Consider the following 21236-nt stretch of genomic DNA (forward strand, 5'->3'; position numbering starts at 1 on the left):
CGGCTGTAGGAGGGCTGATCTTGTAGGAGCGACCTTCCGGTCGCGATTTAGTCTCTGGAAGCCGCCTACGCTGTGGGAAATCGATCCACCGGTTATACAGAGGAATGGCCCTGCTCCTGATCTCCACCTAACTGAATCATCTGATCCGTGATCTCGGTGAAGCTCACGTCGTGACTCACCAGGAAAAGCTGGTCGTACCAGTGCTCGGTGACTTCTTCCTTGCCAAGATCGATGGCGCGAAACGCCTTGGCCAGGTTCTCGCGGCGCTCGGCATCGAGATTGGACGTCGGCTCGTCGAAAAACGCGATGCGCGCCCCAATGGTCTGCAAAAGGGCCAGGCGCAGCGCCACGACGGCGCTCATCATCTGGCCGCCGGAGAGCTGGTCGTCGGACCGCTCCCGCACCGCGCCGTCCGCCATGTCCCGCAGCACCACCTGGTAATTCTCCCCCCAGACCAGTTCCTCGTCGGACTCGGCGATGCTCCGGTAGATCCGGTCGGCACGGAAGCTGATCTCCTCCCGGAACCGCTCCGAGAGCTGCGCGGAGACGTTCTTGAAGACCTGGTTGCGCAAAAGCTTTACCATCTCCCCCTGCCGGGCGAGCTTCCCGATGGCGGCGGTCTTCTTCCGTACCTCCTCCGCCATCGCGGTCAGCATCTCGACCTCCCCTTCCAGCCGTCGGGCGTTCTCCTTCAATCCGGCAAGTTCGGCCTCCAGGGTTGCCATCCGCCCCAGCAGCTGCTCGCGCGCCCCCTTGGCGGCATCGTGCCGCGCCGGGTCGTAGCTCTGCTTCAGGCTTTCCAGCTCGCCGTGCTTGGCTTCCCGCTCCTGCTGGAGCTGCAGCAGCCGCTGCTGGTAGCGTTCCAGTCGTTCCTGGTGCGCCGCCAGTTGCTCGGCCGCCGCCTCGTTGGCGATGAACGTGTCGCGGTCCTTTCGGTACCGCTCCAGCTCCCCCTCGGTGCGCGCGATCTGCGCCGTCACGTCTTCGAGCCGGGAAAGCTCGCCCAGCCGGGCCTGGAGCGTCTCCTGAAGCTCCCGCACCCGCTCGTCCCGTGCGGCGATCGCCTTCTCCCGGACGGCGAGCCTTTCCTTGCGGGCCGACAGCTCGGTCCGGAAACGACCGAGCTCGTTACCGTTAGCGTCCAGCCCGGCTTTTTTGCGCTCCACCGCGAGTACCGGCTCCCGAGCTGCGGCCTGCTCCCGGTTCAGGTCCGCCTCGACCTTGGCCGCCAGCGTTTTAAGCTTCCTCCCCCACGTTTCCAGCTGCTCGCGCCGCTCAGCAGGGGTCCCCGCCAGATCGAGAACGACCGCCCCCGCCGGCACCTGGGCCAGGGAGGTCGACGCGAGAAAGGCGTTGAGCGTTTCCAGGATCAGCTTCGGCGCCATCTGTTCCCGCCGTTCGGCAAACTCCCGCTCCAGCTGCGCTTTTTCTGCTTCGAGCTTCGCCAGATCGGCGGCGGTCGTCTCGATGGCCACCAGTTCGTTCGCGGCACGTTCGGCAGCGGTCAGGGCAGCGGCGAGATCGGCGGATTTCGCCTCCAGTTGGGAAATTTCGCGGTCCAGCCGAGCAATCCGGTCGCTGAACGGGTCGGCGCCCCCTCCGGTCTCGAGGTTGCGGCAGGGCTCGCCAAAGAAGGGACACTCCCCGGCCGACAGTTTCTCCTTCCCTTCCAGAAGGCTCTGCTTCTGGCCGAGCAGCCGCGCTTTCCCCGCCTGGACCTCGTCGAGCTGTCGCTTCAGCGCCGGGGCCTCGGCGGCCGCGCGGCGCACCGCGTCGGCACCGGAAACGGTCCGCTCCTTGTCCCCGGCTTCCCGGGCCAGTGCCGCCTGGCGATCGAGCGCCGTCAAAAGATAGGGGAGCCTGGTATCGATCTGGAGCAGCGGCAGGGATTTGAAACCGGCCAGCGCCGCCTCGGTGGCGGCCAATCCCCGGCGAGCTGCCGACTCCTCCTGCTGCAGCGCGCCGCGCGCCTCGGTCAGCGCGAGTTCCTCGCGGGAAAGCTTCACCGCGTCGGCGTCGATACCCTGGCGCAGCTCGGCAACCTCGCGGGCCTCGGCGTCCCGGGTGGCGCAAAGGGCGGAAAGTTCCTTCTCAATTTCGCCCTTTTTCCGCTCCAGTTGGAGTTTGGCCTGTTCCTTGGTCCGCAACTCCTTCAGCTCCTGCTCGGCCCGGTCGAAGCATTCCTTTCCCGCGCGGGCCGAGCCCAGAACGACCGATGCGGCGCGCGACTGCTCCACCAGCGTCTGCTGGCTCGCCACGTGCTCCTTGCCGGAGCCGATCCGCTCTTCCAGCGCCTGCACCTCGGCCTGGGCCGCGTCCAGGCGCCCCTTTTCCCCGTCCAGCGCGGCGATGCGCGCCGACACCTCGGCGACCTCGGCCTGGCGGGCGCTCAGCTCCCCCACCTTTTCCTGCTCGCCCACCTTGAGCGCCTTGAGCTCCTGGACCCGCTCGGGCAGCGCCGCCACCTGCTCTTCTCTTCCCGCGATCTCGGCCTTGAGCACCTCGCTGCGGGACTGGATGGCCGAGGCGATCGACTTGGTGCCGTCGTAGGTACGGCGCCAGGCGTCGATGCCCAGGATCTGGTCAAAGGCGTTCTGACGCGCGGTCGGCTGCTTGATGACGAAGGGGCCGAGGAAGTCGTTCTGGAAAGGACCGATCACCAGCTTGAACTGGTCGGCCAGGGAGCGCCCGTTGTTCAGCCCGAGCAGGGTCGCGATCCTCGTCTCGGTCTCCTGCAGGTTGGCATGTTCCTCGATCTCGAAGTCGTCCCCCTGCCTTTTGGCCAAAAGCCACTTGGCGGCCGGGCCGACGGTCCGGGTCACCCGGTACAGCTCGCCGTCGGCGGGCTCGAAGACTACCGAGATCTCCCCTTTTTTGGCCCCGATCGAGAGGAAGCGGTCCGCCTTGGTGACGAAATCCTGGGCGCTCACGCCGAAAAGCGCATACCCGATCGCCTCGAAGATGGTGCTCTTGCCGGCGCCGTTGGGGCCGGAAAGGACGTTGATCCCGGGACTGAAGGTAAGTTCCGTGTCGCGGTGGGATTTGATGTTCTTGAGCCGGATGGATACTAGGCGCACGGTCCCTCCCATCCTTCGAGCAGCCCGAGGAGATCGTCACCCTCGGCATCACCTTTCAGCACGCGGTCCCGAAGCGCCAGGCACAAATCGACCATCTCGGTCTCCCGCCCCTTGAACTGGTCGTGCGCCCCCACCAGTTCGGCGAGGACGTCGCGCTCGATCTCGGCCAGGCTTTTTTTGACCGTCTCCCCCTCCCCCCCCTTGGCCACCAGGGAAAGATGGTTTTTTACCTCGATATGCAACGGACGGCAGACTTCCTCGACGGCAAGGCGCAACCTCTCCCGCCCCAGCTCGAAAGGATGGAAGCGGACCCGGCCGGCAAGGCGGATTTCGAGGAGGACCCGGCGGGAATCCTCGATCCCCGCGAGCTTCTCCCCAAGTTGCGCCGCGAGCCGGGAGAGCGCCTCGTCCACGTTTTCCGCCCCTTCCAGGTCGATCTTGGTGACGAGCATCGGCCGCGGCGCGGTGGTCCGGAACTCGTGGGAGATCGGCCCCGCCTCGGGGAATTCCACCAGGTAGTATCCCTTGTCGTAGCGCTCCTCACCGAAGTTGACGCAGTCCGGCGACCCGGGATTGAAGCCGTAGGGCCGCCCCTCCGGAGTCTTGATCAGGTACGGCTTGTGGCCGTGCCCCAGCGCGAGGTAGTCGAAACAATGGGCCAGAGGCAAGGCGTCGTCCGGATGGATGTTGCCGATCTCGACCGGCGAATAGCTCCAGATGCCGACGTGGAAAAGGAGGATGTTGCGCCGGGTCTGCACCGCGTCGCAGATCCGCTCCACGTGGGCGGCCGCTTGGGAGCCGATGTACCCCAGGCCGTAGATGTTCACCCCGCCGACCTCGATCCGGCCGCCGGAGCCGGTTTCCCGGTCGAAGGGTTCGAAGCGGTAGCCCCCCTCGGAGGTCCGTTCCGGGCGCAGCAGGTGCAGGTAACCCAGTTGGGAAAGCGCCTCCATCCAGGAGATGCTGTCCCGGCGGTGGATCCAGTCGTGGTTTCCTTCCACGGCAATGCAGGGAATCCCCGCCTCGCGCAACGGCTGCAGCAGTTCGATGGTGCGCGCAAAGGTCTTGGGCAGGATCTGGCCGGTATGGAAGAGGTCCCCCCCCACCAGCACGAAATCGACCTGCTGCGCGATGGCATCGGCGACGATCCCCCGGAAGGTATCGAAGAAGTCTCCGTAGCGCTCCGCCTCGCAGCCGGCAAACCGGTAGGTCTTGCCGAGATGGATGTCGGAGGTATGGATGAAACGGACGGTCATGGATTAGGGCTCCGCGGAAAATGGATCGTTCTTGTATACCGCCGGGCACCGGGGCAAGTCAAGGAACCTTCCGGTGTTACGGCAAGGCGGGTTCATTGACAGCACCGCAACATTATATAGATTTAATCTGTCCTGAAACCCGGGATCTACGCCGCCTGACCCGCAAGGAGACCGAAATGAAAGGGAAACCGTGCCGGACCTTGATACTGACCCTGGCAGCCACTCTGACCATCTGCGCCCTCCTGGCAGCAGGTTGCGCCCTGACCCACCACACCGAGGCGCTGCCGAAGACAAACCTGCCGGTGCTGGAAGACGATTTGCGCAAGGCACAGTCGCAGGTCGAAGCCACGCAAGACGCCATGCAGGAGCTCAGTTCGGCCCAGGAGTTCGACGTGGCGGAGCTTTTTGCCGAGTACGTCGCAACGGCTGAGTTGATGGACCGCACCAGGGACCAGATGAACCGGCACCTGGAGCAGTTGCGGGTGCAGGGGATCGATTACTTCACGGAATGGGCCAAGGACCGGGGCAACTACGTCAATCCGAAGATCCGGATGCTGAACCAGGACCAGATCAACGACCTGAGCCAGCCGTTTGCGGGAATAACCGACGAGGGGGACAAGGTCCGCCGGGCGCTGACCCCGTTTGCGTTCGACGTGGATCAGTTGCGCGACAGCTCCCCGCCAACGCCGAGAAAGATCGACTACCTGGATTTTCTGATCAAGAAAGGGCAAAACGACGCCGAAAGCCTCAGCGACGCGATCGACCTGGCCTTGGTCCAGGTCCGCCTGGCTCGGGCTCAGCTGGCACAGATCGTCGTTCCTTCGGCGGCGGAGCAGAGGATGCAGCAATCGGCGCCGGGCGGGGTCAGCCCGGCTCCGCCGGAAGAAGGTGCGGCGCCGGAGCAGCCGGTCCAGGAAGGGCCGCGCCGGATGGACCAGCCGGGACTCCGACGGATGGAGCAGAGGTAATTCCCCCTGAGCCAGCCCCAATTCCCCCCTCCCCTTCAAGGGGAGGGTCGGGGTGAGAATGGGGTTCGGCTGCTTGGAAAGCCGGCATCCCCCCTTGAAGAAGGAGGGACGCATCAGCAGATGAGCAAGGACAACCCCTTCCCTACCCGTTACCCTTTCTCAGCGTCAGCCCCTTGATGAAGTTCCGCAGGATCTGGTCGCCGCACGCCTTGTAATTTGACTGTCCCTTGGCGCGGAACAGGGCGCTCAGCTCCGAACGGGACACCGGGAATCCCGCCAGCTTGAACACCGCCAGCATGTCTTCCTCACGCAATTCCAGGGCAATCCTCAGTTTTCTCAGGATCAGGTTGTTGCCCAGCTTTTCCGTCGTCTTCCCCCCGCCCCCGACCTCCCGCTTGCCGCGCTTCAGGGCGATCAGGCCGTCCAGAAAAGCGTCCAGGGTGGCCAGGTCGCAGGGCACAAAGCCTTCCTCGGTTTCCTTTTTCAAAAGGGCGATCACTTCCGGGCCTTTCAGCTCCACCCCGCTCAGCCGGAAGATCTCCGACACGGTCGGGTTGTTCAGATCCAGCGCGTAACGGAGCCGCCGCAGTACATCGTTGTTATCCAGCATTTCGCTACCTCATCTACCTACGGAGTGCGCTCCGCAGGTTCATCCTCGAATTTCCTACGTAGGGCAGCATGCTGCGCCCGTCGGACCGACGTTAATTCGCCCCTGGAAAGGCGCTCCCACAGGGTTGGCCAGCAGGGGTGGTAACCGGCGGTATCAACTTCGTGAGACCAGGTAAGGGTACGAAAAAAGGCGCCCCTTGCGGAGCGCCTTTTTTAACCGTTCCTGCTGCCACTACCTTCTGAGCAGCTTGATGATCGCGGAGAAATCCTCCTCACCCCTGCCGTCGGCGTCCGCCTGGGCGTAGAGCTTGCGGGCGGTCTCGGCGGCCGGAAGCTCGAGACCGAACTTCTGGGCGGCTTCGAGAACCCGCTCCAGCTGGCTGTGGACGTACTTGAGCGCGAGGTTGCGGCTGAAGTCGCCGCGGGCGATGCTGCGACCCTTGGAGTGGAAAAGCGGCGAAGCAACCCCGCCGGAGTCGAGCACCTCCAGGATCTTGTCCGGGGTGAACCCCATCTTGTTACCCATCACCAGCCCCTCGGAGAGGGAGACCAGGAGCTCGGCCTGCAGCATGTTGACGATCATCTTCATGCGGGTCGCGTCACCGACCTTGCCGATATGGATGATGTTGAGGCCGAAGTAGGAGAACGGCTCACGGCAGCGGCCCAAAAGCGCCTCGTCGCCACCGGCGAGGATAGTGAGCAGGCCGTTGGCGGCGTGCTCCTTGCTCCCCCAGACCGGCGCCTCGAGGAACATGGCGCGGCGCTTGACCGCTTCTTTGGACATCCGCTCGATGGTCTCGGGGCAGTGGGTTCCCATGTCGACGAAGATGGTGCCGGGATCGATCCCCTCGAGCACCCCTTCGGCGCCGAAGACGATCTGCTCGCTTTCCGGAACGATGACGATCACCAGATCCTGGCCCTTGGCGGTCTCCTTGGCAGAAGAACCGACCTTGACGCCGAGCTTGCCCAGCGCGGCTGCCGCTTCGGCATCCTCGTCCCAAACGGTCAAGGCATAGTCCGATTTGGCCAGGTTCTCGGCCATGTGCTTCCCAACGGTCCCCAAACCAACAAATCCGATCTTTTTCAGCATGCTCCCCCCAAAGTTCCCGATGCCGCACCGGCACCGGAGGATATCATTCGCTTGCTAAGGCGACGTAGGTTAATTCGTCTGTGGAAAGTTCTCATTATACTTACAACTACTTGTCCTGCAACGGCGAACCTACCGGAATTTCTTCACCCCGACCCGGTCGCACCACGGGGCAAGCGGGCAGGTACTGCAGCGCGGCGTGACCGGCAGGCACTGGTTTTGCCCGAAGGTGACCAAAAGGTCGTTGATCGGGATCCAGTACTCCCTGGGGAGTTTTTCCCGCAGCGCCGTCTCGGTGGCGGCGGGGGTCGCGGTACTTACGTAACCCCAGCGGTTGCAGATCCGGTGCACGTGGATGTCGACGCAGATGCCGGGCTTGTCGTATCCCAGCGTCACGACCAGGTTCGCCGTCTTTCGCCCCACCCCTTTGAACTTCAGCAGTTCGTCGATCTCGTCCGGGACCTTCCCGCCGTAATTCTCCACCAGTTCCTTGGCTATCTGCTGCAACTGGGCGGCCTTGTTCCGGTAGAACCCGACCGGGAAGATCGCTTCCTCGATCGTGGTCACCTCCAGCGCGGCGAGGTCCTTCGGGTTGTCGGCGAGCCGGAAGAGACGCTTTGAGGCCGCGGCGGTGGTTTCGTCGCGGGTACGCAGGGACAGGATGCAGGAGACCAGGACCTTGAACGGGGACCGGTCGTTGGCAATGATGGTCACCGCCGGGGTCTGCCACTGCTGGACCACCTCGGCGAGAACGGCCATCGCCCGGTGAATCTCGTCCCCTTTCAGTTGAGCCACCGGTTTCGGGCGATCCGCATCATCAGGACCCCGAAGATGGAGAGCCCGAGCCCGCCGAAGACCAGGAGCATCCCGAAGCTGCGTCCGTCGCCGAAGGAAAGAAACGGCCGGTTTCTCATGAAGAAAAAGCAGCCCAGCCCGGAAAAGGTGGCGAGCCCGCCGGCAACGAACACCGACAGCGCGGCTCCTGCAATGGCTACCGACGACTTTGCCGTCCGGGACCCGACTACCGATTGGGCTTTCGCCTTATTGTTCTTCAGTTCATTCACCCTTCATCGCCTGCCCGCACTGATCGTGTTTCTTTTTTCCGCACGCTCCATGCAATTACAAACAGGGCGATCCCTAAATGATTGGTATGTTTTAGCAGAAGCGCCAGTTTAAGGCAACTTCTATTTGAAACAGTGTTATTTCTTTGCACCACATAGTAAACCGCCTATACTGAAGCTTCCGCCGGCTCGGGACCGGAGCGGTCCGGGAGGCGGAAATGATCCGAAAAAGGGAGTATCCAGATGCACGGTTACGTAGATTTGCACCTTCATTCCACCTATTCCGACGGGGTGTTTGCTCCTGCGGTGCTGATCGACAAGGCCGCCGCTTTGGGGCTCAAGGCAATCGCCATCGCGGACCACGACACCGTCGACGGGGTCGATGAAGCCCTGGAGTACGGAAAGAGCGCCGGGGTGGAGGTTCTCCCCGCGATCGAGTTCTCGGTCGAGTTCGGCAACTACCACGACGTCCACCTTTTGGGATACCTGATGGACCACCGGGACGCGGGGCTCAAGGAGATTCTGGGCACCTTCCGGGAGCGGCGGGAAACGCGCGTGGACGCCATCGTGGAGCGGATCAACGAGAAACTGGCCCGCGAAGGGCGCCAACCGATTTCGGCCCAGGAAGCGGCGTCGCTTGCCGAGGGGAGTATCGGCCGGCCGCACATCGCCCAGATCCTTTTGCAAAGGGGGTACGCGAGCGACATGCAGGATGCCTTCAAGAGCTACCTCATCCCCTGCAACGTCCCGAAGCAGTATTTCGCCATCGACGAGGCGATCGCGACCGTGCGCCGTCTGGGCGGGGTGGCGATCCTGGCACACCCGGTCAGCATCAGCAAGGAGCGCGAGGTACTGGAAAGCGTCGTGTCCCGTTTGCAGGGGCTGGGTCTGGACGGCGTCGAGGCGTTCAACAACATCTGCAGCGATCAGGAGAGCGCCTTTCTCCGTTCCCTGGCCGCACGCCACGGGATGATCTGGACCGGCGGCTCCGACTTCCACGGGATCGAGGAAGGGATCGAGATCGGTTCGGGACGGGGGTCCATGGTGGTGCCGTACGACTGCGTCACCGAGTTGAAAAGGATCCAGGCCGGCCGGTAAGGGCCGGGCGCCGGGAAAGGCGCTCCCGCAGGGTAGGCAACGGCCTGCTTATTTACGGGCCGACGGAGAAGAGATATTTGATCGCGACAAGAATGTCGCTCCTATACGGCACTCCGGACGCGCGAAAGGGGGATAAGCCTGCCCGGTTTATCCCCCTTTCGCGTTTTTGTTTATGGTGCCCTCTGGGCCGGTCCTTCGGCCTAGTCTTCCCCCGGGCGGTAGCTCATCACGTTGAGCTCGCTTTCCACGTCCGTGACCCCGCTCACCTGCGCTGCGATCTTCAGCGCGGCCTCGATCTCCTCTTCGGACTGGACGTGTCCTGAGATGGTGACCAGGCCCTCCTCGGCGATGATGTGGCACTGGACGGCATTCACTTCGGTGGATTTCAGCAGTTCGGCTTCCACCCGCTTGGCGAGGATGATGTTCTCCAGCAGCTCCGCGGACTCTTCTTCGGCTTCCTTGAGCCGCGGGTCCTTGACCGCCGCGACGATGCTGTCGACCATGGTGCTCTGGGAGACGTGGGTGGTATTGAACAAAAGGTCGTACCCGAGCGGATCGCTCCAGTCACGGTTGAAATAGAAATGGATGTAACCGCCCAGCTGGTGATCGCTTTTCCGGACCAGGACCCGGGCGAGTTCCGGATCGATCCAGTCGCGCTCGGCGAGCTTTTCCACCCGGTCTTCAAAGGGAGCAATGAAACGGACCCGCAGGACGTTCCCCATCCCTTCGAGCAGATCCTGCCCACCCCGTCCGTAGAGAATGACGTTCCCCTGCTTGGCGCAGTCGAGCAGGATCAATTCAACGGTAGTCAGATAGGCGGCTTGCAGGCGGTCTTCCGCAGTCCGATACGCCGGAGGTTTCTCGTCCACGCGATCCAGAATATCGGTGGTCAGGCCGTATTTGGGAGCAAGCTCCTCCACCTTGGCACGATCGACCAGCGTGTATTTTAGCCGTTTCGCGAGTTCCTTCGATACGGCATAGGCGCCGGTTCCCATCTGCCGGGAAATGGTGATTATTGCCATGCAAGCTCCTCCTTCCTAATGAAAAATCAAGTCATGATAGCACGGTTTCTCCACTGTATACAAGTAGATAGTAACCGAGAGATCGTTCGGAAGGGGGTACGGAGCGGGGGGCAACGAAGCAACTGACAAGGAAGGAACGGCGAAAAATAAGGGACTTGAAGCGTGGTCAATGGTCCATGATCAACGGCTAATGGTCGTCATTCCACGCTCACCCGGACCACCCCGGCAAGAGCACCGAGCTTGTCGCAGATACTGCCGGTGGTCTCGTTCGCGGCCACTTTGACCTGGAAGGCCATCATCAGGCGACGGTGCTGGATGTCGCGGTCCAGCTTGAGGTTCAGCGGCACGATGCGGCAGCCGGCCAGCCCCTTCTCGATGTCGCAGATGAAGTCGGGGTTGTCCTCCCCCCAGATGCGGATGGAAAGGTACGTGTCGCGGGGGAGCAACTTTTCCACCGGCTTGAGGAGCATGAGGCTTGCCAGTGCGATGAAGGTGACCAGAAACGCGAGGGCATAGAATCCGATGCCGCAGGCAACGCCGAGGGCGGCGGCAACCCAGAGGCAGGCGGCGGTGGTGAGGCCGCGGATCGAAGTCTTGTCGCGCAAGATGGCGCCGGCGCCGAGAAAACCGATTCCCGTGACGACCTGGGCGGCGACGCGGCCGGGGTCGACGCCGACCGGGATTTTGCCGCTGAAGTCACCGTAGAGGCGGTAGAACTCGATGGAGGTGATGACGAAGAGACAGGCCCCCAGGGAGACGAGGAGGTGGGTCCGGAACCCGGCAGGCCGGCCGTGGACCTCCCGTTCGAGCCCGATCAGCCCTCCCAGCAACGAGGCCAGGAGCAGGCGCATGACGTAATGGAGATCGAGTTCGAGGCCCACGGCCCGCTACCCCTGGTCCAGGGAAACGGTGAGATTGAGGATGACGGACCGGCTTTTCCCGCCGGAGCGGACGGTAAGGGGGACGCTCAGCCGGGAACCGGCCAGTTCGACGTCGGCAGAGATCTCCAGGGTGAGCGCCTCCTCTGCGCCGGACGGCTCTTCGGTAAGCGCCACCGAGTTCACTTCCTCCAAGTCAACGGTTTCGAACGCCGGCTCCGGTTCGGGAGCGGGGGGCGCCACCGGGGAGGGCTCGGGAGCCGCCTCGGCTGCGGGGGCTACCGGGGCTAACGCCGCTGCTTCCGCAACGGCCGCCGGGGCGGGCTCTGCCGCTTCCTCCTTGCCGGCCAGAAGATCACTGTGGCGCAGGTCGATCAGCACCGCCTTGACCAGTGCCAGAAGCGTCTGCAGCACCCCGCTTCCATCCTCGCTGGCAGCGGTGAAGCTGGGAGCCCCGTTGTCGTTGAGCAGCCGGTCCAGGTCCTCTTTGGACTGGGCGTCGGCACGGTCGCTCTTGTTGTATTGGAAGACCAGCGGCTTGGAGTCGAGGTTCAGGCCGTACCCGCCCAAAAGCCCCTCCAGGGCCTCCAGGCTCCGACGGTTCTCCCCTGCCCGTTCCGCCGCGGAGTCGGCGACGAAGACGATGCCGTCGGCCCCCTTGAGTGCCACCTTCCACGCCGCGGGATCGACGTTTGCGCCGGAGATGGTATAGACGTGCACCCGGACCCGGTAGCCGCGGACCATCGATTCCCCCGGAGGGGTGAAGTCGAAGAACAGCATCTTGCCGCCCTGGACGTTCATCACCTTCAGTTTGCCGCGGAAGTCGGGCTTCAGCTTGCCGTGGATGAACTTGAGGTTGGTGGATTTGCCGGCAAGGCCGGGGCCGAAATAGACGACCTTCGCGTTTATCTCGTGCAGCGCCTGATTGATAAGAGCCATGGAAGCCCCCTTTGTTTATTTCTGAGATTTGCTCATCAAGATCCGCCGGGCTTGGGTGGCGATGACCGTGGAGACGTTCTTGCTCTTGGCCAGCATGGCCAGGTCCTTTTCCGTGAGCGTCGCCACGTAGCGCAGCGCGTTGGGGAGCGGCGTCTTGTGGTTTTCCACCAGGGCCTTGCGGATCTGGTAATTCTTCACCCATTCCTTGTTGGCGCAGATCACCCGCATGACTTCGTCGTTTTGCACCGCGGATTTCGCGATCGTCAGCACCTCGTTCTCGGTCAGGCGCGGGTTCTTGATCACCGCCCCCGAGACGAGCTTGTTGCTGTCCTTGATCAGCAGGGTGCGCCACTCCTTGTCCCCGGTCAGGGCCGCCTTGATCTTCTCGGCGACCCCCATGCTCTGGGCCATCTGGTACTTCGACTGGTACTCTTCCTCGTCGATCTCGTCGGACTCTTCCTCGGCCTCGCCCTCCCCTTCAGCCGCGTTCAAATCGGAAGGTGAAACCGGTGCGTCGGGCTCGGCGGCAGGCTCCGCGGCTCTGGGAGCCGGGACCGATGCCGGTGCCCCCTTGGCCGCAAGAAACGCCGCCGCCTGGGGAGACAAAAGCGGATGGGCGAGAAAGAGCGGGACCAGTTCGGAGCGGCCGGCGTGGAACTTCACCAGTACGTCGAGAAGTCGCCAATGCAGTGCCGGGTCCCGGAGGACCTCTTCGATCCAGCGCGAATCCAGGGCGCGCAGGGTGGCCGTGGCACGGTCGCGCACCTCGGCATCCGGATCGTTGCCCAGGCAGACCAGAAGCTGCAGCCGCTCCAGGGGCAAAAGTTCCGGCGGCCCCGCCGCCCCCAGCAGCCGCTTCTCGCGGGAAGCATCCTGGGCCAGGTACGGGGCGGCCGCGGCCGAGAATGTGAACGTCGCTTTTTGCGCCACGGGGTCCTTTATTTGCCGGTCTTCACTACCTTCGCATCAACCCCGGTCTTTTTCAGCCGCTCCAGGGCCTGCTCGGCCGAGGCCTGGTTGGGGAAGCTCCCGGCGCGGACCTTCAGCACCGCAACCGGAGCGGTGGCGGTCCGCAAAAGGAGCTTCACCCCCTTGTCGTAGAGGCGGTCCTGTTCCAGGGCGGCTTTCTTTTCGCGCAGATAGGAACCGGCGTAGACCGCGTAGCGGCCGTTTTCGGTCAGCATGAAGGCATCCGGGGCGGTCTGCTTGAGACGCTGCAGTTCCTCGGCCGCCTCATCCTTGTTGGCGAAATCCGCCAGGAAGAGCCGGTGCATCGGCTCGCCCTTTTTCATCTTGGTCTTTTCCATGCCGCTGATGCCGGCTTTCTTCAGCTTTGCGGTCACCGACCTCACTTCGCTCTCGGCGAGGTCCCCGGCAAGCTCCAGGGTGTATGCGCCGCGCGGCGCAGCCTTGGACGCCGCAGCCTTGGTCGCCTGCGGTTTCGCATCGCCCTTTTCCGGTTTGGCGGGAGCGCCCTTTGCCGCAACGGCCGTCTTGGCCGGAACCGCGCCCTTGGCATCCTTCCCGGCGGCCGGTTTGGCCGGCGCGCTCTTGGCAGCGGCGGGAGCGGTCTTGGCGGTCTTCTCCGCTTTGGCCGCGGGCTGGGCCGGTTTCTCCGCTTTGGCCTTGGCCGCCTTGTCGGCCGCGGCTACCGCAGGCTTGGACTCCTTCGCCTCCTTGCCGGCGGGGACCTTGGCGGCAGCCTCCTTGGCGGGGGCCTTGGCACCCTTTTCTTCCTTGGCTACGGCAGGCTTGGCACCTTTTTCCGCTTTGGCAGGAGCAGGCTTCGCGCCTTTTCCCGGCGGTGCCTCCTGGGCTCCCTTGTCGCCCGGCTTGGCAGCGGCAACCTTCTCCTCCTCGCCTTTCTTTCCCTTTGCCTCGCCTGCCTCTCCGCCGCGCGGCGGGAGCGGCTTTTTCACCACGGTCTGGGCCTGCTGGGGGGGAGGCGCCTCGGGACGCGGCCGGATCAGCCCGGTAAAGAAGTAGAGATAACCATAGAGAACGGCTACCAGCACCAGGAGCAAGAGCAGCGACTTCTGGGAGCTTTTGGTCTGGGCGCGTTCCTCGGTATCCGGCTGGTTTTCGTGGGCCATGTAAAGGTTCCTCCTGAACTCTCCCGGGCCGACCGGGAATCATTTGCGGTCCGCCCCCCGCGGCAATGCCGGACGAAGGACGGGGATTGCGTACTTCTGAAAACAAGCAACAGGGATAACGGGGAGCCGGGGGAAAGAAAAGCTTCCCGAGCTACGCCGCCATCCCTGCCAGACTGCCGATTCGGCGATCGGGCCGGGGCATCCCGGGGACGCCCCAGCCCCACCGGCTAATGGTTGTTGCCGTTACCCTTGTTAGCGGCCCCCGACTCGGTGATGATCTTCTGGGCCAGGTGGCTGGGCACCTCTTCGTAGTGCGAGAACTCGGAACTGAAGAGGCCGCGGTCGCTGGTCATGGAACGGAGGTCGTTGGAATAGGTCAGCACCTCGGACATCGGGACCACCGCGCGGATGATCTGCGCGTTCGCCTTCGGCTCGACCCCCACGACCTTGCCGCGCCGCGAGTTCAAATCGCCGATGACGTCCCCCATGTTCTCGTCGGGAACCGTGATCTTCATGTTGACGATCGGCTCCAAAAGGACCGGCTTGCAAAGCTCCATCGCCTTTTTGAATGCCATGGAACCGGCGACCTTGAAGGCGAGCTCGGAGGAGTCGACGGTATGGAAGGAGCCGTCGTAGAGCGCGACCTTGATATCGACCACCGGGTAGCCGGCGAGGAAACCCTCTTTGGCGGCGTCCTGGATCCCCTTGTCGACCGCCGGGATGTACTGGCGCGGGATGACCCCGCCGACGATCTTGTCCTCGAACAGGTACCCCTCGCCGCGCGGCTGCGGGGAGAGTTCGATCCAGCAGTCGCCGTACTGGCCACGCCCGCCGGACTGCTTCTTGTATTTGCCCTGCACCTTGGCGCTGGCGCGGATGGTTTCCAGGTAGGGGACCTTCGGGGTCTTCAGGAGCACCTCCACCCCGAACTTCCGCTTCATCTTCTCGACGATGACCTCCAGGTGGACCTGCCCCATCCCGGAGATGATGAACTCGTTGGTCTGCGGGTCGCGGTGCGACTCCAGCGTCGGCTCCTCCTCGATCATCCGGTGCAGCGCGGAGTGGATCTTGTCCTCGTCGTTTTTGGTCTTGGGCGCGATGGCGTAGGAGATCACCGGCAGCAAAAGCTTCGCCGGCTCGTAGACGACCGGTTTCCCTTCGTCACACAGGGTGTCCCCGGTGATGGTCTCCTTGAGCTTCGCCACCGCGACGATGTCGCCCGCCACCGCCTGCTTGATGGCGTGCTGCTTCTTCCCTTCCAGCTCGTAGATCTGCCCGATCCGTTCCTGGGTCCCCCGGGTGGAGTTGTACACGGTGGAGTCGGAGTTGAGCACGCCGGAATAGACCCGGAAGATGCTGATCTTGCCGGTGTAGGGATCGGAAGTGGTCTTGAAGACCAGCGCCGAAAACGGCTCGTTCTCGGCCGGCTTGCGCTCGACGATCTCCTGGTTGCGCGGGTCGGTCCCCACCGCGGCGGTCTTGTCCAAAGGAGACGGCAAGTAGGCGCAGATGGCGTCCAAAAGCTGGGCGACGCCGATGTTCATCAGCGCGGAGCCGCAAAGGACCGGGGTGAAGGTGCTGCGCAGGGTGCCGACCCGGAGCCCGTCCAGGATCTCGTCGGTGGTCAGCTCCCCGGTATCGAGGAACTTTTCGGTAAGGGCGTCGTACGCCTCGGCTACCGTCTCCACCATGAGGTCGCGCATCCGGCTCGCCTCGGCCTGGTATTCGGCCGGGATGTCGATCTCCTGGAACTTGCCGGAGAGATCCTTCTGGAACTGGTAGGCCTTCATGTGAATCAGATCGATGACGCCGGAGAAGTTCTCCTCGGCCCCCATCGGGATCTGCAACGCCACGCTGCGCGCTCCGAGCGCCTTTTCCATGTCGTCGATGGCGCGCAAAAAGCTCGCCCGCTCGCGGTCCATCTTGTTGACGAAAGCGATGCGCGGAATCTCGAACTCGTTGGCCCAGGCCCACACTTCCTCGGTCTGGACCTTAACCCCGGAAATGGCGGAGAGGATGACCACGGCGCAGTCGAGCGCCCGCATGCAGGCCCGGGTGTCGGCGATGAAGTTGCCGTATCCCGGGGTGTCGACCAGGTGGATCGAGCACTCCTTCCACTCGCAGTGGTCCAGCGAGGAGGTGATGGAGATGCGCCGCTTGATCTCCTCCGGCTCGAAGTCCATGGTCGAGGTGCCGTCATCGACCCGTCCGAGTCGGTCGACCATCCCGGTGTTGAAAAGGATCGCTTCACTGAGCGAGGTCTTGCCTGCGCCCCCGTGAGCCACAATTCCAAGGTTTCTCAACTTTGCCGTTTCGTACCTTCCCATAGCGCCCCCCTAGATTCATAGAAACAGGTTAAGGTTAAGGAAAACGAACTTCTTCCGGAACTATTTGAGAATACAACGATGGAGCAGGTACTGCCAGTGACTTTATGGAACGACGATCTTCCCTACTTGTTTCTGAGATAGATGATCCGCAGCCCCTCCAGAGTGAGAAATTCATCCACGTGCTCGATGGTGGTTGATTCCGGCGCAATCAACGATGCCAGCCCGCCGGTGGCGATGACTTTGGGATTGTCCTTGCCTTCGGCCTTCATCCGCTGCACGATCCCGTCGACCAGCCCCACGTAGCCGAAGAAGACGCCGGCCTGCATGGAGTTCACCGTGTTCTTCGCGATGATGCTGGGAGGGCGGGCGATGTCGACCCGCGGCAGCTTGCTGGCTTTCTGGAAGAGCGCCTCCATGGAAATGGCCAGCCCCGGGGCGATCGCCCCGCCGCAGTACTCCCCCTTCTTATTGACGTAGTCGAAGGTGGTGGCGGTGCCGAAATCGATGATGATGAGCGGCGTCCGGTATTTTTCGAAACCGGCAACGGCGTTGACGATCCGGTCCGCCCCGACTTCCTTCGGGTTGTCGTAGTGGATCGGCATGCCGGTCTTGATGCCGGGGCCGACCACGTAGGGGGTGGTGTTGAAGTACTGTTTGGCGAGCCGTTCCAGGACGCCGGTCAGGGTCGGAACGACCGAGGAGACGATGATGTCCTTGATGTTGGAGAAGGCGATGCCGGCCAGGTGGAACAGCTCGTGGAAGAGGATGCCGTACTCGTCGGTGGTTTTCGACTTGTCCGTGGAGACCCGCCAGTCGCGGATCAGGGTATCCCCGTCGTAAATCCCCAGCACGATGTTGCTGTTGCCGACATCAATGACCAGTAGCAAGCAAACCTCCTATCTCAATGGACAATTGACCATGGTCCCTCATCCGCAGTGTTACTTTATATCGGCAGCAACGCCGATTCCCTGAGGCCCGATGCCGGTAAGCTTTCAGCTCCCCCATTGGAAAAAAGAGGGCTGGGATTTAGGTTCTGAGGCGTGTCAATGCTCTGAAAACGCACTCCCTCAAAGGCAAATCCCCCTCAATCCCCCTTTGCTAAAGGGGGACTTAATCGGCCTTACCTCTACCGAGAAAGGTCCGACCCGCTGCGACAAAACGGTTTTCGTTGTCAATTGTCAATTATCCATTGTCAATTGATCAGACTTACATCTCCTGAGAGAACCGTTTCCAGCTTGCCGTCGGAAAGCCGCACCAAAAGCGCGCCGAACGCATCGAGCCCTTCCACGACCCCGGAGAACTCGCGCTCGCCGCAGCTCACCTTGACGCCTCGGCCGCAGATCCGGGAGCGCTCCAGCCATTCGGACCGGATCGGCGCCTCGCCTTCCTTCAGGAAAACCTCGTAGAGCCGGTCCAGTTCAGCCAAAAGCGTCCGGGCAAACTGGACCCGGTTCACTTCCACCCCACCCGCCTCGAAAAGCGAGGTCGCCGGATGGCGCAGGGTGGTGCCGAACTGGTCGGCACGCATGTTCAGGTTCACCCCGATCCCGAGCACGACGAAGTTCACTTTCTCGGTTTCGGCGTTCATCTCGTTGAGCAGGCCGGCGACCTTCTTACCCGACACCAGGATGTCGTTGGGCCATTTGATCTGGGGCGTGACGGTAGTGCAGGCTTCGACGGCGCGCGCAACGGCTACGACGGAGAGGAAGGTGAGCTGACAGGCGGCTACGGGGGAGATCGGGGGACGCAGGATGACGGAGCAGTAGAGGTTTACTCCGGGGGGGGAAAGCCAGACGCGACCGAGCCTCCCCTTCCCTGCCGACTGGGCGTCGGCGATCACCACGGTTCCCTCGACGCCACCTTCCTCGGCAAGCTTGAAGGCAACCGCGTTGGTGGATTCGGTTTCCTTGAGGCAGATGACGGAACCGCCGATGCGGCGGGCTGGCAGCCCTGCCATGATCTGCCGCGGGGTGAGGCGATCCGGCGCGGCAACCAGCCGGTATCCCTTGGCGGGCACCGCCTCGATGTGGTACCCCTGTGCCCTCAGCCCTTTCATGTGTTTCCAGACGGCGGTCCGGGAGACCCCCAGGTGCCGGCTCAGTTCCTCACCCGAGACGAAGCCTTCCCCCTCCCGGAAGAGTCCCAGTATCCCCTCGTCGACATCCGCCCCTTTCAACGATCCTCCATGAGCATGGAGATATCCATCGCCCGGACCGAGTGGGTCAGCGCCCCGACCGAGATGATGTCGACGCCGGTTTCGGCGATGGCGCGGATGGTCTGCAGGTTCACGCCGCCGGAAGCCTCGACGAGGGCCCGTTTGCCGATCACCAGCACGGCCTCGGTCATCTCGGCCAGCGTCATGTTGTCGAGCATGATGATGTCGGCGCCCGCCTCCAGGGCAAGGCCTACCTGCTCCAGGGTTTCCGTCTCGATCTCGATCTTCAGGGTATGCGGAACGTAGGCGCGGGCGCGCCGGATCGCCTCGACGACGCCGCCGGCCGCGGCGATGTGGTTTTCCTTGATGAGCACGCCGTCGTACAGGCCGGTGCGGTGGTTGATGCCGCCGCCGACACGAACCGCGTACTTCTCGAGCACCCGCAGTCCCGGGGTGGTCTTCCTGGTATCGACGACGCGGGCTCCGGTGCCGGCGACCTCGCGGACGTAGGCCGCGGTCTGGGTGGCGATGCCGCACATCCGCTGCAGGAAGTTGAGCGCAACCCGCTCGCCCTGGAGCAGCGCGGAGCCGTCGCCGACCACCTCGGCGATCAGGTCCCCCTTCTGCAGCTGGTAACCGTCGTGGAAATGGGCGGTGAACTCCGCAGTCGGGTCGACCATGGCGAAAACCTGCTCCGCCACGGCGATCCCGGCCAGAACCATCGACTCCTTGGCGATCAGGCGGGCGCGCATCCGGCGCGGAGTCGGCAAGATGGCGAGCGTGGTAACGTCGCCGGTATGGATGTCCTCGGCGAGGGCATTTTCTATGATGCGATCAAGTCCATTCATTAAATCTTTCCCCCAGTCGTAAGGCATATTTTTATAGCACAGCTGGACCATGCCCCGCAACCGGTAATAAAGATTGAACTACTGGCGCCAACCCGCCGGAACACCGGCTTCATCGGCATTCTGCTCCAGCACTTTGAGCTGCCTTTCCAGATCGGCCAGGCGCGCGTTGTCGGCATCGATCTCAGCCTGGGCCATGTTGACCGCCTCACGGTCCCTGCCTCTCATGAAGATGGCGCGTTTGCGGCGCAATTCCACCAACTGGGTCTGTTTCTGATCGATTGCCGCCTTCAGGTTCTGGATCTCCTCCCGCAAGGTCCGGAACCGCTCGCCCCACCACCCGCGGACATGCCCGCCGTGGCTCGGCTCCGCGTGGTTTGCCCCGGGCGGTGGTGCCGGCGGAATGGCATTTTGGGTTGCCGGGTTGGGTGCCTTCACTTTCCCATCGTTTTCCCTGCGAATCGCCTTGCCGCGGTAGGTTTTCGGGATCGAGTCGGGGTCGTCGGTGAAGTTGGTGACCCCGTTGGCGTCGGTCCACTGGTATATGGGGGCGGCCGCAATGGATGATGAAAAAACCGCGATAAAACAGAGAGCTGTGAGAAATCTATTCATGTCGCTACCTCCGGAACAGTCGACGACGGTGGAAGTAAAAAGATAAATTTGATCCAATACTTTTGAATTGACGAGTTCCGTCGCACTGTGTATATTACTGCGGCTGTAGCCAAACCCCGGGCATTTAACAAATACAACGCCTTAAGGAGAGTACCATGCAGTTTCGTCTTGCCATCTTCCTATTGATCCTGTGTACTATGCCCCTCACAGTCTGGGCGGTCGAGACTAAAGACATCAAGTTCCCGATCAAGGGCGCGGAGCCGGTTGTCTTCAGCCATGAAATTCACCTGAGGAAATATAACAACAATTGTAAGGTCTGCCACAACGCGATCTTCAATCTGAAAGAGCGTCACCACTTCACCATGGCAGAGATGGAAAAGACCAAATCCTGCGGTGCCTGCCACACGGGCGTGAAGGCATTCAGCGTAGCCGATGAGAAGGCCTGCGTAAACTGCCACAAGGGCGCTACCAAGAGCATCACCTTCAAGATCAAAAACACTCCGGACGTCACCTTCGACCACGTCTTCCACGTCAAGAAGACCGGCGGCCAGTGCAAAGCCTGCCATAACGCCAACTTCGTGCGCGGCAACGGCCACTGGTCCATGGCACAGATGGAAAAGGGCAAGTCCTGCGGCATTTGCCACAACGGCAAGCGGGCCTTCACCGCCAACGGCAACTGCAACCAGTGCCACAAGGGGATGAAGCCGCACGACATCAACTTCAAGTTCGCCGGGATCAGCCCGGTCACCTTCAGCCACGACTACCACCTGAAGAAATACAAGTGCCAGGACTGCCACACCAAGCTCTTCCCCTACAACACCGCCACGAAGTTCACCATGAACGACATGGCCCAGGGGAAATCCTGCGGTGGCTGCCACAACGGCAAGGCCGCCTTCACCACCACCGGGGCCTGCTACAAGTGCCACCAGGGCTTCAAGCCGGGCGTGGTCACCTTCCAGCTGAAAAAAGGCTACGTCAAGTTCAGCCACGACAAGCACGTCAACAACTACGGCTGCGCCGACTGCCACACCAAGCTCTTCCCGTATTCCCACGGGCAGAAGCAGTACACCATGCACCAGATGGAGCAGGGGCGCTCCTGCGGTGCGTGCCACAACGGCCAGGACGCCTTCCCGACCTCCGGCGACTGCGACCGCTGCCACAACAACTAGAAGAAGTTCTCAGATAGAAGCAAGAAAGGCGGGACCGAAT

General features: G+C 62.7%; 19 protein-coding genes. 3 read left to right on the forward strand and 16 right to left on the reverse strand.

Going from position 1 to position 21236, the window contains the following annotated elements; genetic code table 11:
• Window positions 1–92: 92 nt before the first annotated feature.
• Window positions 93–3077 carry an AAA family ATPase gene (locus JFN93_RS22730; protein WP_199386678.1) on the reverse strand — a complete coding sequence of 995 codons (2985 nt, stop codon included), beginning with the start codon at window positions 3075–3077 and terminating at the stop codon, window positions 93–95.
• Window positions 3068–4333 carry a metallophosphoesterase family protein gene (locus JFN93_RS22735; protein WP_199386679.1) on the reverse strand — a complete coding sequence of 422 codons (1266 nt, stop codon included), beginning with the start codon at window positions 4331–4333 and terminating at the stop codon, window positions 3068–3070. The genes JFN93_RS22730 and JFN93_RS22735 overlap by 10 nt, the downstream gene beginning before the upstream one ends.
• Before the next feature lie 176 nt (window positions 4334–4509).
• Between JFN93_RS22735 and JFN93_RS22740 the strand changes: the two genes are divergently transcribed.
• On the forward strand, window positions 4510–5301 hold the full coding sequence (locus JFN93_RS22740) for a hypothetical protein (RefSeq protein ID WP_199386680.1): 792 nt from the start codon (window positions 4510–4512) through the stop codon (window positions 5299–5301).
• Between the two features lie 142 nt (window positions 5302–5443).
• On the opposite strand, the gene JFN93_RS22745 is transcribed toward JFN93_RS22740, so the two are convergent.
• The 4 genes from JFN93_RS22745 to JFN93_RS22760 form a co-directional block, all read right to left on the reverse strand.
• On the reverse strand, window positions 5444–5911 hold the full coding sequence (locus JFN93_RS22745; protein WP_236021917.1) for a YehS family protein: 468 nt from the start codon (window positions 5909–5911) through the stop codon (window positions 5444–5446).
• 231 nt (window positions 5912–6142) lie between these two features.
• The gene (locus tag JFN93_RS22750) at window positions 6143–7000 is read right to left on the reverse strand and encodes an NAD(P)-dependent oxidoreductase (protein WP_199386681.1); all 858 of its coding nucleotides are present in this window, start codon (window positions 6998–7000) and stop codon (window positions 6143–6145) included.
• A gap of 129 nt (window positions 7001–7129) precedes the next feature.
• Window positions 7130–7783, reverse strand: coding sequence for an endonuclease III domain-containing protein (locus tag JFN93_RS22755; RefSeq protein ID WP_199386725.1), 654 nt, complete (start codon window positions 7781–7783; stop codon window positions 7130–7132).
• Window positions 7780–8061: a hypothetical protein gene (locus tag JFN93_RS22760; RefSeq protein WP_328754562.1), complete on the reverse strand. Its 282-nt coding sequence runs from the start codon at window positions 8059–8061 to the stop codon at window positions 7780–7782. The genes JFN93_RS22755 and JFN93_RS22760 overlap by 4 nt, the downstream gene beginning before the upstream one ends.
• Before the next feature lie 240 nt (window positions 8062–8301).
• On the opposite strand from JFN93_RS22760, the gene JFN93_RS22765 reads away from it, so the two are divergent.
• Entirely contained in the window at window positions 8302–9156 is an 855-nt protein-coding gene (locus JFN93_RS22765; protein ID WP_199386682.1) for a PHP domain-containing protein, read from the forward strand.
• 200 nt (window positions 9157–9356) lie between these two features.
• Here JFN93_RS22765 and JFN93_RS22770 read toward each other — a convergent pair whose 3' ends face one another.
• From JFN93_RS22770 to JFN93_RS22815, 10 genes are all read right to left on the reverse strand, one after another.
• Window positions 9357–10178: a cytidylate kinase family protein gene (locus JFN93_RS22770; protein ID WP_199386683.1), complete on the reverse strand. Its 822-nt coding sequence runs from the start codon at window positions 10176–10178 to the stop codon at window positions 9357–9359.
• 197 nt (window positions 10179–10375) lie between these two features.
• The gene (locus tag JFN93_RS22775) at window positions 10376–11059 is read right to left on the reverse strand and encodes an MgtC/SapB family protein (RefSeq protein ID WP_328754563.1); all 684 of its coding nucleotides are present in this window, start codon (window positions 11057–11059) and stop codon (window positions 10376–10378) included.
• Between the two features lie 6 nt (window positions 11060–11065).
• Window positions 11066–11995 carry a GTP-binding protein gene (locus JFN93_RS22780; protein ID WP_199386684.1) on the reverse strand — a complete coding sequence of 310 codons (930 nt, stop codon included), beginning with the start codon at window positions 11993–11995 and terminating at the stop codon, window positions 11066–11068.
• A gap of 15 nt (window positions 11996–12010) precedes the next feature.
• Window positions 12011–12925, reverse strand: a complete 915-nt coding sequence (locus JFN93_RS22785) for a hypothetical protein (RefSeq protein WP_199386685.1) — start codon at window positions 12923–12925, stop codon at window positions 12011–12013.
• A gap of 8 nt (window positions 12926–12933) precedes the next feature.
• Window positions 12934–14088 carry an SPOR domain-containing protein gene (locus JFN93_RS22790; RefSeq protein ID WP_199386686.1) on the reverse strand — a complete coding sequence of 385 codons (1155 nt, stop codon included), beginning with the start codon at window positions 14086–14088 and terminating at the stop codon, window positions 12934–12936.
• A 227-nt stretch (window positions 14089–14315) separates the two neighbouring features.
• Window positions 14316–16415, reverse strand: coding sequence for an elongation factor G (fusA, locus tag JFN93_RS22795; RefSeq protein ID WP_199386687.1), 2100 nt, complete (start codon window positions 16413–16415; stop codon window positions 14316–14318).
• Window positions 16416–16537: 122 nt separating this feature from the next.
• Complete coding sequence (locus tag JFN93_RS22800) at window positions 16538–17302, reverse strand: type III pantothenate kinase (protein WP_199386688.1); 765 nt, start codon at window positions 17300–17302, stop codon at window positions 16538–16540.
• Window positions 17303–17607: 305 nt separating this feature from the next.
• Complete coding sequence (locus tag JFN93_RS22805; RefSeq protein ID WP_199386689.1) at window positions 17608–18591, reverse strand: biotin--[acetyl-CoA-carboxylase] ligase; 984 nt, start codon at window positions 18589–18591, stop codon at window positions 17608–17610.
• Complete coding sequence (nadC, locus tag JFN93_RS22810) at window positions 18588–19418, reverse strand: carboxylating nicotinate-nucleotide diphosphorylase (protein WP_199386690.1); 831 nt, start codon at window positions 19416–19418, stop codon at window positions 18588–18590. Before nadC ends, JFN93_RS22805 begins: the two co-directional genes overlap by 4 nt.
• 78 nt (window positions 19419–19496) lie before the next feature.
• Window positions 19497–20027: a DUF4124 domain-containing protein gene (locus tag JFN93_RS22815; RefSeq protein WP_199386691.1), complete on the reverse strand. Its 531-nt coding sequence runs from the start codon at window positions 20025–20027 to the stop codon at window positions 19497–19499.
• Window positions 20028–20182: 155 nt separating this feature from the next.
• Here JFN93_RS22815 and JFN93_RS22820 point away from each other — a divergent pair, with 155 nt between their 5' ends.
• Window positions 20183–21196, forward strand: a complete 1014-nt coding sequence (locus JFN93_RS22820; protein ID WP_199386692.1) for a cytochrome c3 family protein — start codon at window positions 20183–20185, stop codon at window positions 21194–21196.
• The last annotated feature ends 40 nt before the right edge of the window (window positions 21197–21236 follow it).

It is taken from the genome of Geomesophilobacter sediminis, assembly GCF_016458275.1.
GTDB lineage: Bacteria > Desulfobacterota > Desulfuromonadia > Geobacterales > Geobacteraceae > Geomesophilobacter > Geomesophilobacter sediminis.